This is a genomic window from Neokomagataea tanensis, assembly GCF_006542335.1.
Classification (GTDB): Bacteria; Pseudomonadota; Alphaproteobacteria; order Acetobacterales; family Acetobacteraceae; genus Gluconobacter; species Gluconobacter tanensis.
This window is the reverse complement of record NZ_CP032485.1, coordinates 2,186,175-2,199,188: the sequence shown is the minus strand read 5'-3', so window position 1 is coordinate 2,199,188 and position 13,014 is coordinate 2,186,175. Positions and strand designations below refer to the sequence as shown.

9 protein-coding genes are annotated in these 13,014 nt (G+C 47.9%); all 9 read right to left on the bottom strand.

Going from position 1 to position 13,014, the window contains the following annotated elements; all coding sequences use genetic code 11:
• Positions 1 to 191: 191 nt before the first annotated feature.
• The 9 genes from D5366_RS09895 to D5366_RS09855 all read right to left on the bottom strand — a co-directional run bounded on the left by D5366_RS09895 (position 192) and on the right by D5366_RS09855 (position 12,898).
• Entirely contained in the window at positions 192 to 1,520 is a 1,329-nt protein-coding gene (locus tag D5366_RS09895) for an LLM class flavin-dependent oxidoreductase (RefSeq protein WP_205839581.1), read from the bottom strand.
• A 40-nt stretch (positions 1,521 to 1,560) separates the two neighbouring features.
• The gene (locus D5366_RS09890; RefSeq protein WP_240775246.1) at positions 1,561 to 3,732 is read right to left on the bottom strand and encodes a TonB-dependent receptor family protein; all 2,172 of its coding nucleotides are present in this window, start codon (positions 3,730 to 3,732) and stop codon (positions 1,561 to 1,563) included.
• A gap of 264 nt (positions 3,733 to 3,996) precedes the next feature.
• Complete coding sequence (locus D5366_RS09885) at positions 3,997 to 5,463, bottom strand: MFS transporter (protein ID WP_141493434.1); 1,467 nt, start codon at positions 5,461 to 5,463, stop codon at positions 3,997 to 3,999.
• Entirely contained in the window at positions 5,460 to 6,776 is a 1,317-nt protein-coding gene (locus D5366_RS09880) for an FAD/NAD(P)-binding protein (RefSeq protein ID WP_141493432.1), read from the bottom strand. The genes D5366_RS09885 and D5366_RS09880 overlap by 4 nt, the downstream gene beginning before the upstream one ends.
• On the bottom strand, positions 6,773 to 7,933 hold the full coding sequence (ssuD, locus tag D5366_RS09875; protein ID WP_373317522.1) for an FMNH2-dependent alkanesulfonate monooxygenase: 1,161 nt from the start codon (positions 7,931 to 7,933) through the stop codon (positions 6,773 to 6,775). The genes D5366_RS09880 and ssuD overlap by 4 nt, the downstream gene beginning before the upstream one ends.
• Complete coding sequence (locus D5366_RS09870) at positions 7,930 to 9,303, bottom strand: NtaA/DmoA family FMN-dependent monooxygenase (protein WP_141493940.1); 1,374 nt, start codon at positions 9,301 to 9,303, stop codon at positions 7,930 to 7,932. The genes ssuD and D5366_RS09870 overlap by 4 nt, the downstream gene beginning before the upstream one ends.
• Positions 9,300 to 10,508: an acyl-CoA dehydrogenase family protein gene (locus tag D5366_RS09865; protein WP_141493428.1), complete on the bottom strand. Its 1,209-nt coding sequence runs from the start codon at positions 10,506 to 10,508 to the stop codon at positions 9,300 to 9,302. Before D5366_RS09865 ends, D5366_RS09870 begins: the two co-directional genes overlap by 4 nt.
• A gap of 228 nt (positions 10,509 to 10,736) precedes the next feature.
• On the bottom strand, positions 10,737 to 12,014 hold the full coding sequence (locus D5366_RS09860; RefSeq protein ID WP_141493426.1) for an MFS transporter: 1,278 nt from the start codon (positions 12,012 to 12,014) through the stop codon (positions 10,737 to 10,739).
• A gap of 185 nt (positions 12,015 to 12,199) precedes the next feature.
• Positions 12,200 to 12,898, bottom strand: a complete 699-nt coding sequence (locus D5366_RS09855) for a GntR family transcriptional regulator (protein ID WP_141493424.1) — start codon at positions 12,896 to 12,898, stop codon at positions 12,200 to 12,202.
• Between the last annotated feature and the right edge of the window lie 116 nt (positions 12,899 to 13,014).

Here is a 13,014-nt window from a genome sequence, read left to right as displayed (position 1 = left end):
CAAATCCGACTCGCTAGTGTTCTATATGTGTAGAACACTATAAATGCAAAACACAACTCATTTTGGATGGTTTAATTGCAAAAATTATTCCATATACGAAATTATATATTGAAATCAACGAACGTAATATAGTTTTATAATGAGAATTATTTTTATAAATATCCTAAGAATATTTTATAGTAAAAAATTAGTTATTTATTTTTCACTATAGGTGAAAATAATTTTTCTCTTAAAGTTCCTTCTCTGTATTTAGTTTTATACCGACCGCGTCGTTGAAGCTCCGGAATTACATACTTTATAAAATCTTCAAAACTACCGGGTGTCACGGCATATGCGAGATTAAACCCATCCACTCCAGTTTGATCAATCCACTTTTCCATTTTATCGGCAATTGTTTCTGGGCCACCAATAAATGTAACCCCTAAGCCGCCAATAGCTGAATGCTCAGCGAGTTCACGAACAGTCCATACACGATCAGGATCTGTAACAGTTAGCGCATCAATAGCTGAATGAATGGCATCGTTGCGAATATGCTTTACAGGTTCATCGGGGCTGTAAGTAGAGAAATCAACTCCAGTCCAACCAGACATAAGAGTTAACGCTCCCTCTAAGCTAACATAGCTACGATATTCATCGTATTTAGCATGTGCTTCTGCATCATTCGCACCTGTAACGACCGTAACGAGCGAAAAAATTCGCACTGATTCAGCCTTTCTACCCTGCGCAGACACTTCAGAACGGATTGTTTCCACGCCGTTTTTTGCCACAATAACGGAGGGCCCTGCCAAAAAAACACATTCGGCGTATTTACCTGCAAACGCTCGCCCCTTGCGGGAGGTACCTGCCTGATACAACACCGGTGTGCGCTGGGGTGAAGGTTCGCACAGATGAATAGCATCAACTGAAAAATACGGACCATTGTGAGTAATACGGTGGACTTTAGAAGGGTCAGTATAAACACCGCGCTCCTTATCATGGAGCACAGCACCGTCGTCCCAACTATTATTCCAAAGATTTGTTACGACATCCAAATAATCATGGGCAATATCGTACCGAGTATCGTGGCTCTCTTGGCGAATGTGCCCATTGCCACGAGCCGCACTATCCAGATAACCAGTAACAATATTCCAACCGATCCTACCCTGCGTCAAATGATCCAAAGTGCTCATTCGCCGCGCAAAAGGGTAAGGGTGTTCGTAAGATAATGCCGCCGTGAGACCAAAGCCAAGATGCTTTGTTACAGCTGCCATAGCCGCAATTGTGACCGCCGGATCATTTACAGGTACCTGCGCAGCATTGCGCAATGCTGCATCGGGGCTTCCTCCATAAACGTCATACGTCCCCAAGACATCTGCGATAAAGAGACCATCAAAAAGCCCTTTTTCAAGGATTTGTGCAAGTTCGGTCCAATACGAAATTGTCTTGTACCGATATGCTTGATCATTAGGGTGACGCCACAACCCGCTGGCCTGATGCGAAACACAAGTCATATCGAATGCATTAAGCAAGATTTCTGACATAATCGCCGATCCTTTTTATTTGAGTATTACTTCTTTATGTTCAGTTAAATCCGATAGAGGCGCCGGCAAAAACGCCCAGCCCATCTCCAGGCTGAAAAACAGCCAATTGTTGACCCGATGCCCGGTAACCTGGGACTACAATCGCCGCATAATGGGTATTTCCTATGTTATTAATACTTAAGAATACTTGTCGATGTTTTCCTGGCCAATCGTACCCAAGGTTTAGATTGTAAATATGGTAAGCAGGCGCGAAGTAAGTGTCGTCGTAACTACCTGATACACGTGAAGAGACCTGCGCTATCAAACCTGCGTAAAAGCCTGCCTTCAAATCTAGATGCAGTTCACCTTGGTAGAAATGTTCCGGAATACCCGGCAGGCGGTTACGCCCGAATTGTGGGTCATTTCTGAAACGGAAATCTTGCCATGTATAGGCTTGCCGCAATGAAAGAGAATTTCCGCCCCAACTTAAAAGGGTAGTACTGAGAGAAGCCTCAACTCCCTGATGCGTCGTTGGTGTTGCATTGCCATATATTTGTGTACCAGATGCTTGCGATGCGGCTGTCTGAACTGTGAGTAATTCGTTCCGGACATTGGAATGATAATAAGAAATACTCCATTGATTCCGCCAGAAATTGCCTTCCGACCCCACTTCGAACGTTGTAGCAGTTTGATTTCTAAGACGGGTTGCACCGGAAGACAGGCCTGCCTGTAGAGCACTGGCACTATAGTAATGGCCAGTCATGTAATTCCAATCGTTGGGCGGCTGTAAAGAGCGGCTTATATTACCGTATAGCGTGACATGGGGGCTCGCCACCCATCTCAAACCTGCCCGCGGGACGAAGTTAACTGAATCTGTGGATAGACCGGATTGGGTTGGATAAGCGACGCTCGCCGCACGTGCCTCGCGATCAATGGCAGCAGCGAGTGTAAGCCAAAAATCTTTGACGATTTGAGTATTATTTCGGAAATGAATGATATCATCGGCACCGCCGTAATTATAGCGTGACAAAACGGTGCCAATGGGCAGGTTAGCATACGCATTAAAGATTGATGCGTTTGCGAAACCGCCAGCGCCTTTACTCGCCAATTGTGCACCTGTGACACCACTGACACGTATCTGCGTTTTTTCCCAGCCGGTCAGGTTATGAGCGCCAAGATATCCAATATCGGTATCCGAAACCCGCCCCAAAATATGGTCATGACGCTGATAATCAGCGATTGCACCTACGGTCTGGTATAGCCAGATTGTTGCTATAGCCTGCTGCTCAATATCGATAGGCGCATCTTGTACATCAACCCCTAGACGAAGAACGGAATCATCATCGAAATGCAGAGTTGTCATGTCTGCATAAAATTTTGAGCCTGGCTGAATGCGTTTAGACGCTATTGCACGGTACGGCGACTGGGCCTGCGTGGGATCGTTGAGTATCTGATTTCTCGTCAGAAACCCCGGGTAACCATTCTGCGTCTGGCGATAGCGGAAAAATAACCGTGTCTCGACATGATCGTTAAACCGGTAGCCAAAGTTAGCCTCAACGCCGAAAGATGTCGCGCGCGTCTGTTGTTGGTAACCTCCACGATATGAGTTTGTCAGACTAATGTAATAGTCTGCTTTGCCCACGACCTGCCCGGAACTCACCTGTTCTTTGAGATACCCGAAGCTGCCACCTTCGACCCGTGCCTGATATTTTTGGGCTTGCGCACCAGTAGTAGAATTATAATTAATCCCCCCTCCGAGTTGGAGGCCACCGTAGTCGAATGCATTTGCCCCTCGCAAAACTTCAATATCAGCAATGCCTAGGGGTTCGAACAATTCATAGGGCGTCCCAGCCGGGATAGTCACTGGCAAACCATCGAACATCATTAACAGGCCCGACCGGAAATAGTTTGTCCCTGTCTGAATACCAGAACCTCGGATCGAGAGGCGCAAACCATCACCCCCGCCAGAGCTCTGCGCAAAGACCCCCGGTTGAAGAGCAAGTGCATCGGCATTTGTCATATTCCGCCCTTTTAATACTTGCTTGGAATCGATCACTGACGTTCCACCAGGGATACTTGCTAACTGCCGTCGATTCCGTTCAGTCGTCGATAAATGATGGGCGGTAACGGTAATTTCCTCAGACTTCTGCTCAGCTTTTTTATGTTTTGGGCCTGCATGTGCGGCTGAGGCGAGGGCCAAAGCTGCCGTAGTGAAAATAAGGCGATGTGTCATTGGGAACATCCGGATCGGGAATTTTAGTAAAAAAGAAATACGGCGCGCACACCAAAATACATCGTTTCATATAGTTAAATCCTTTGTGTATTTTATAAAAACTAAAGAATTATGGTATATCCAATATATAATAATTAAAAGAGTGATTTATTCAAAACAAAATAATTAATGGAATTTTTAAACCATTTAAGTCCGCGCAAGGTTTTTCGCCCCACGTCCGCTCTCAGGGTACCGCCATGCTTTTTGCTAACGCTTCGCGCGGACTTAAGTACGTTTTTTACACAAAGCTTGGGGACGTAATGCTGGGTCCAAGTCGGGGTCGTAGCCGAGCACTTCCCAGCGCACCAGCAAATGCGCAAAAAATGGTAAGCTGGTTGCACACACCACAAACCAGAACAAATTGCTTCCAAAAACAGCATAAAGTTTTGGGAGAAACACCAGAGACACGGTTCCACCTATACCAGAGACTAATCTCGCCAAACCTATCCCAGAACCTCGCAACTCCGTTGGGTAACTTAATGTTGGATACACCATGAGTTGGCAGCCAGGACCAAAGCCTTGCGCAAACAAGAAACCTGCGAAACCAGCCAACATGATGATTATGCCGATATTTCCGTGCGGATGGCCAACTAAGGCCAATGCCGCAAGAGAAACAATCTGTACTGCGTAGCCCGAGATAGCTAAAAGTCTCGATGAAACAGAGCGCGCAAGCCTCACCCCAATAAGACCACCCGTGAAAGCGAAAACGAGATTTAGTACGATTGTAGCAACAAGCACCTCCACACGATCGAGACGCAGGAGCGTTTGCAACAATCCAGGCCCTTCGAATGCGATGGCCGAGTATGCAAACGCGCTTGTGAGAGTCATAATGTTAATAAGGGCTGTCCTCCGCAACAGCGGGCCGCGGAACAGGGGCAGCGGAGCAGCTCGAGGTTTGACCGAAACGCGCTTGGTAACATCAACTTCGAGTACTGGGTCGATCCCATGAGAGCGTCGCAATATTTCGGCGGCTCGCGCAAGCTCACCTTGCCTGGCAAGCCAAAGGGGCGATTCACTCATATACTTGCTGCGAACCAGAATAATCAAAAGCGCAGGAACAGCACCAAATGCGAGCGATCCTCGCCAAAGCCAATCAGAGTGACTGGCAGGCACAACGGCACTCATACCAAAAACCAGCAAAAAGCACGCTGATGATGCAGCATACCAAACAGGGCACCATGCAGCCGCTCGCGCCGCTTTACTTCCCTTACCAGACAGCTTTGAAAATTCTGCCAAAAAAGCCATAGCAACGGGCAAATCCATCCCGACGCCAAAACCCATAGCTAAACGTGCTGCTATGAGAACATATACGTTTGGCGCAGCACCTGCGACCAAGGCAGCAACCACAAAACATGCCATATCGGCCATAAAAACCGCGTAACGCCCTATGCGGTCTGTCAGCCAGCCGCCAACGAGGCTCCCAATAATGGTACCGGCATTTAAAGCTGCTGCGACCAGCCCTGTCGTTGCTGCATCAAGATGAAAATGAGCACGTACATCGCCAATACCATAAGACAATGTCGTTAAATCGTAAGCATCAAGAAATACACCGCCCAGCGCGAGTGCAACAACAATATGTGCGTGCCCTCCTCGCGCAGGCCCATGATTAACGACAGCAGCAATATCATCGGCGCTTCTAATAATAGTTTTGGCACCAAAACCTTGGAATGCTTGGACACTAGTCTGATTCATGGCCCCACCCTGCCCTGCACTAATGTTTGCGCTATTGCTTGCGCGCATGCTTCAGCATGCTGTGTTATCTCTGGGAAACCCATCAATTCGCCAAAAGTGCCACGCGCAAGTGGACCTGCAATAAAGAGGTGCTCTTGGCCCACAGCACGGTACTGACGACTGGTGTGTAGGCCCAGCGACGTAGGGTCTGGCGCGACAATCCCGCGTTGTGCGAGGTCTTTTAAGAAACCTGTCTCTCGTACTAGCCCAGCGTGATCAGGGCCGGTTGCGTTTACAATCCAATCTACCTCAAGGAATCGTGTATCTTGACGCCTCGTCTGTAATTGTAACCTCAGGTGTTCTGTTACTTTCACTAGCCTCGCAGCTGTAATCTCAAGCGTTTTATTAGCAATTCTAACGTCTAAAAGGCTGTCAATTTGCGGGGCGACCCTAAAGCGATGAACATCCCAAAATGGTCGCAAATGCCGAATGAGGCGCCTTTTTTCCGCTAGTGGGAGACGCGCCCAGATTTCTGCACCCTGCTTGCGAACTGCGTCTATTACATCCTGCCATCGTGCTTTACCAAGGATGGTACGTCTAATCTCTTGCAGGAGCGATAGCGCAGTATCAGATTTAAATCTTATTGATGTTTCTTCTGCTTTATTCGCATGACTGCGAGACCGAAGACCTCTGCGCGAGAATGCAACTATTTTTCCCTGATGCCCACGTTTTGTGAGTTGTGCGACCACATCGGCCATGGTCAATCCAGTCCCTATAATCGCGACCCGATCACTATTTCCGATACGATCAAAGGCACCGGCGGCCCATGGATTAATAACGACAGCAGGCCCAGCGGAGAGGCCACGTGGCAAAGCAGGTGGAGGGTGCGATGTAGCTATAACAACTTTGCTTGCGCGCAAGGTTGCCCCATTATCCATAACAAGTGTGAACGGCCCTTCTCCATCAAGGTGCGTAACACGTGCCTTAAGATGCAATAGCTCTCCTCTTTCAAGCAATGGCGACACGAGGCCACCAATATATTTCCCAAATAACAAGCGGGGCGGATAGCGGTCGCTATTGGGCGTAGGTGCGGCGCCAATATGAGTAGTAAGCCAGTTTGCGAAATCTAGCGGTTCCGCAGAGCGGGCACTCATCTTATGCGCCGGTACGTTGATGCGGTGCTCTTCCCCATCCGTACTGTAAGCTAGACCTCTTCCCAGCTCTGCTTTTGGCTCAACCACTACGACTTGTTCCACGTCAGGCAAAAGCGAACGTAAGTGTAGTGCCACGATGGAGCCCGTAGCTCCTCCGCCGATGATGACGACCGGGATCATGACGCGGAGGCACGTGGCCGATAAGAACCAGCAATCGTCTCCCCGAAAGGTCCCATATTATTAACCGCGCCCCTGCCTTTTACAGGGTGGGCCGTTGGCAACAGCGGAAGAACCAGTTCTCCAAAACTGTAGGCTTCCTCTAGGTGAGGATAACCCGAAAAGATAAAACTGTCGCAGCCAGCACGCCTGTAAGCATCGATGCGCTCAGCGATAGTCGCGGGATCACCAACAAGGGCTGTACCAGCGCCACCACGCACGAGGCCGACACCTGCCCAAAGGTTAGGGCTGATCTCAAGACGGTCTCGCCGCCCCCCATGCAGCGCACTCATACGAGCCTGCCCTACGGAGTCCAACCTAGAAAATACTTTCTGCGCCTCAGCAATCGTGCTGTCGTCCAATCGCGATATAAGCTTTTCAGCAGCGGACCAAGCTTCAGCTGTCGTTTCACGCGCTATTACGTGCAGTCTTATACCAAAGCTTACGGTGCGCCCAACTTTTGCGGCAGCTTCTCTGACCCGCGCTATTTTTTCAGCCACCTGTTGAGGTGGCTCACCCCACGTTAGGTATTTGTCTACCCGCTGTGCGGCAACATCGATACCAGCATCCGATGAACCACCAAAATAGAGCGGAGGTCCCCCGTCTTGATGCGGCGGGAACAGAAGTCGGCCATCCTCGATGCGGTAATGTGGCCCCTTATGGTTCACTGTCTCTCCCCGTAAAAGACGGGAATAGATGTCCAGGAACTCATTTGTGACTTCATAGCGCGCTGAGTGGTCTAAAAAGAGACCATCACCACCATTTTCCTTAGGATCACCGCCCGTCACGACATTAACCAACAAGCGGCCGCTTGAAAGTCTGTCTAACGTTGAAGTCATTCGCGCTGCGAGCGTAGGAGACTGTAGACCAGGCCTGACCGCGACGAGGAACTTTAGACGCTCCGTTGTCGGTATAAGAGCGGACGCGACGATCCAGCTATCTTCGCACGAGCGCCCTGTCGGCAGAAGAACACCATAATAACCAAGCTGGTCAGCAGCACGCGCAACCTGTTGCAGGTACGGCAAATCCACCTGCCGTCCTCCCTCTTGGGTGCCTAGGTACTTGCTATCGCCGTGGGTGGGTAAGAACCACAGAACATTGATCTTTTCAGGAACACTCATGATGATCTCGCTTCAAAGCTGTATGAATGGGCAGGATGTCGGTTGGAGACACGATCGTGGCCAAAAAGTCGTGCGCGGAAACTGGACGGTCGACACGGAAAAGGCGGCAAGCGACCACGCTTTCGCAGCTCTGGGGCGATAAAATCCGCGTAGTCATTCAATGTCTCGAAAGAATGGTATTGACGCAGGTTGATGCCATCAATCCCGTCAATATCGAGCCATTCTTCGATAGAATCTGCAATTTGTGCTGGGGTACCAACTGCGAAATACCGCCCCTCATCGAAGCGAGATATTTGCTCTAAAGCTGCACCTACCTTTTGGTCTTTACCGAAGCGTCGTCCCATATTTCCAAAGGAGGTTCCGGTTTCCGCTAACGCTTCAGCAATTGTAAGCTCAGGGTCGACTGCTCTCAGGTCAATTTCAGATTGAGCGTGAGATAACGCTCCCTCCACGTCGTAAAATTTCCTATACCGCTCAAGCTTTGCACGGGCTTCTTGTTCCGTCTTGCCGACTATCAAGCCTGCCATGACGTAGAATTTTAAATCTTGTGGGGCGCGACCACAGGCTTGAGCAGCTGCACGAGTTCTTTCTATGTTCTCTTTTGTTTCATGAGGTGTTCTCCCTCCGATGAAAACTGCTTCAGCATGGCGTGCCGCAGTTTGAAGCCCCCTTTCAGAGCCACTTGCTTGAAATAGAACTGGTGTTCTTTGGCGCGTAGGAGGAAGAAGATGCGGTCCCTCTACCGAAAAATACTGCCCTTGGTGATTAATCCTACGCACACGGTCATAAGCGGTTACGACGTTATCAATAGTATCGCCACGCCACGCATCATCGGCCCAGCTCCCTTCCCATAATTTGTATAGAACTTCGATATATTCATCAGCTCGCTCGTAGCGTGCGTCGTGCTCAATCTCGTTTTCCAGACCGAAGTTTCTAGCGGCGTTCGGCAGATAAGACGTAACCACATTCCACCCGACCCTGCCATTCGTAAGCATGTCCAATGAAGAAATACGGCGAGCAAAAGCAAACGGAGGCTCGTAAGTCGTCGATGCTGTCACTGCAAAATTCAGGTGGGTTGTTACAGCAGCCATGGCTGGAACTACAGAAAAAGGATCTAGATTGGGGATCTGCATACCCGTTCGAAGAGCTGGCTCCAAGCCTCCAAAACGATCGTATACTCCCAATACGTCAGCAAGAAAAATTGCCTCTATTCCTGCGGTTTCGGCTCTAGATGCAAGGTCGGTCCAAAACGATAACTCTCCAAAACGTAGGCGTGCGTTTTCAGGCGCACGCCACATGCCGTGGACGATATGGCTGACACAAGCCATTTCAAACAAATTGACATGTAGGGTTTTAGGCATGACGGTCAGGCAGCATTCTGACGGAGCGCTTGCCGATAGGGCGACCACAAAGGTGTGCCGTTCAGTGCCAAATCGCCTAACTCACGCGCGCGTTGCAGACTAGGGTTATGAGAGGCTAAAACACGCGCATTTCGCCAATGGCGGTCAAAACCAAGTGTTTCTGAAGTAGCAGAAGCTCCCCCTACATCAAACAAGAGGGTCGTTGCTTCCAACGTTTGCTCTATTACAATTTGCTGCGCCTGAAATGCCTCTTCTTGTACCCGTTCGAAGACAGGGTGGTTTAAATCTCCCCCATCCCAGAAACCTTCTGCGCTTTGGAGGCCCCTTGATATTTGATCCACAAGTGTTCGCGTAGAAAATGCTAGAGAAGCCAAACGACCAACGACATTTTGTACTATGGGGTCATTACGCTGAATAACCTGCCCAGGTATGCCAAAAGCTCTCGTACGTGGCCGCACGAATTGGATAGCGTCACGTAATACAGCCTGAGCAATTCCGGCGAGGGTTACCAAATGAAAATGCTGGTAGTATGTCGCGAGAAAAGGATGTGCGGGTAGTTCGTCCTGACTTAGGCGGTCCAAAACCCATTCGGGTTGGATATGTACATTGTCAAAAATAGTTGTTCCACTGCCTGTCAAACGTTGGCCGAAGCCATCCCAATCATCTAGGCGTGTCACACCTTCAGAGTGCGCCGGCACTAAAATTCGTAATCTTGTTTCTTTTCCTGCCTCATTACGCTCAGCAGCCCAAACGATTATCCAATCGGCATAAAGTGTTCCTGTTGAATAGTATTTTCGCCCGTTTAGACGCAGCCCTTCCGGCGTTTTCGATAGAAATGTGTTGATAGAAGTAGAGGCTGATTTTTCAGCCATAGCAGCCCCAAAAATCTTGCCATCATTCACAATGTCAAACCAAGGCTGTGCTTCAGAGCCTCGTTGACGCAATCCCTCCACAAAAGCGAAATGCGCGCGCAAGATCTGTGGAATATTCGGATCGGCCTCGGCCAAATTTCTTAAAAGCCCGAAACTCTCAACGAGAGAAGCACCCTCACCACCAAACCTCCGCGGCACACGGAGCCGCGTAAAACCTGCGTCAGCTACAGTCTGTATATGTTCTCTAAGATGCCTTCGTTCGCTGTCATGAACGGCTGACGTTTTTGAAATACTCTCGAAAATACGCGAGAAATCTAATTTCTCATAAAGTGCCGTAGACATAAAATACACTTTCATACAAAGTTAATTAATTAAATTAACCATGAATGAACACGCAACAAGTTGTCAAACATATAAATATTGCAATATATAACTATATTATTTAGTCATATATTGCTCGACATAGTATTCGTCAATATAATTATATTAATGCAATTGAAAATAATATCAATTATAAATATAAATCTAGATAACCAAAAAATTAATCTTATGTTTATAACTAATTAAATTTTATGAATTCTGTTTTGCTAAATTTATTGCAATAAAACCAATAATAGATACTACACAAACATATATGGCTGGTGACAACAATGTATAAGGAGTCAGCAATGAAATCATTGCCGGGGTTAGCCCACCAAAAACTGCATACGAAATATTGTACGAAAGTGATACCCCAGAAAAACGCACCTGAGCGGGAAATGCTCGTACCATGGCAATGGGTACGAGCCCCACGAAACCACACGATAAACCGCTTAATGCGGCCCATATGCTTAGGCTATCCGGAAAGAGTGGAAATGCGCCATACAAGCCAAAGGCACCCAAAACCAAAGTAAGGCCGCTTACAACACTTAAGCATTTTATCGAGAAAATATCTGCACAATAGCTCGTAACCACGACTGAAAGCGTAAGACAGAAAGTTGCTGCAAGACTCGCAACCATAGTCTCTTTAGACGAAACATGATGCAGAGTTTGCATTAAAGGTGGCATCATTAAGATGAGTACTATTATCGCCGCAGTTAAAGTCCACGTTGTTAAAACACAACTTAAGATGGATCTGCGGTACTCACGCACAAGTATTTTTAACGGCAAAGCAACGATGCCTTCTCTGTCTTTATGCATATCCTGAAATACAGGCGTCTCCTCCAGCCAACGACGAAGAAACATTGCCAAAAACCCAAAAATACCGCCGATGATAAAAGGAGCGCGCCAGCCCCAATTTGTTACCTCCTCAGGCGAAAGCAACTGATGAACCAATAAAATCACAATAGACCCAAGAAAAATGCCCCCTGTAAGCCCCCCCGTCAAAAGCCCTATTGCTAAACCTTCTCTATTGGGGGGAGCGTGCTCAGCAACAAAGACCCATCCTCCAGGGGCCTCACCGCCAATGGCAGCACCTTGCATAACGCGTAGCATCAAGAGAATAAGAGGTGCGGCCACCCCGATCGTTCCGTAACCGGGCAAGAGGCCCATCACCAATGTTGGTAGAGCCATAAGTAGTACGCTCAGTGTGAAAACTTTTTTTCTTCCGACCGTATCACCAAAATGGGCCATGACGACCCCACCTAAGGGGCGCGCCAAGTAACCAGCACCAAACAGACCGAAAGCTTCAGTCTGACGGAGCCATTCTGCCTGATCTGAAGGGAAAAAATGAACTGCAATAAGTTTGGCTAGAAAAGCAAAGATTACAAAATCATAAAACTCTAGAGCACCGCCAAGAGAGGCCAATGCAAGAACGCGCAACTGTGAAAAACTAAGAGGAACAAATGTCTTTGTTGTATCACCAAGCATACGAGAAACTTCCTTAAGGGGGCAAAGCGGCGACAACCCCATGCAGGCTCATCGAGATGATAATTTTTCATTTTATTTCTATAAAGTCCACAGAAGGAGAAATAAAATTTTAAAAATATCCATTTTTATGAGATAATATGCCGAATATATTGTTTGGAGGTACGAGAACTATACGCCTATACGGATTAGAAATTTTTTAAATCTAGCGCTTTAGCGAGACGATCATCACGGTTATTTTTTGTACGATTACTCAGTGCTTTTTCCAGATGAGTTAGGTGATCATAGGTAATTTTTTTAGCTCTTTCTTGGTCCCCGCATTCTAGGGCATCAATTAAATCACCATGGTCATTGCAGGAATGGCTTGCATCTTCGTCAGATTGGTACAATGCGGAAATCAAAACTGTTCGTGCTGTAAGGTTTTCTAAAATTTCAGCTAAAACCGAATTGCCTAAAACATCAGCAATATGAACATGGAAATGCCCCAACAGATACGACCGTCTTGCTAAGTCTTTATCGTCCAGCGCCTGTTTTTGAGCTGCGTAATGCAGGCGCAGGCGCTGAATTGCGGCTGGGGAAATATCCGCATGACTGATAATCATGCCAATCTCAACAGTACGCCTGGCTTCTATAATCTCACGAGCCTCAGCTATTGATGGTTCTACTACAAACCACCCCCTCCGAGGCAAAACATCAACCAAGCCGCGGCTACTAAGCCTGATCATAGATTCACGAACGAGTGTGCGCGATACGCCGAATATATCGCCTATCTCTTTTTCGCCTAGTCGTTCACCCGGAGCAATGCGCCCTGAAAGCACCGCTCTAACAATCTGCTCCTCGATAGCTGGGCCGCGAGCGCGCTCAGTTTCATTTTTATATAGCTCCATCAGTGTCTTATGCTCCACGGATTTCTCGCTGACAAGTAGCGCCTTTGGCCAACCCGCCGAAAGAAAATGCGCATTATATTTTCATTTCGGAAAAGCATTGTTGCAACTTGTATACT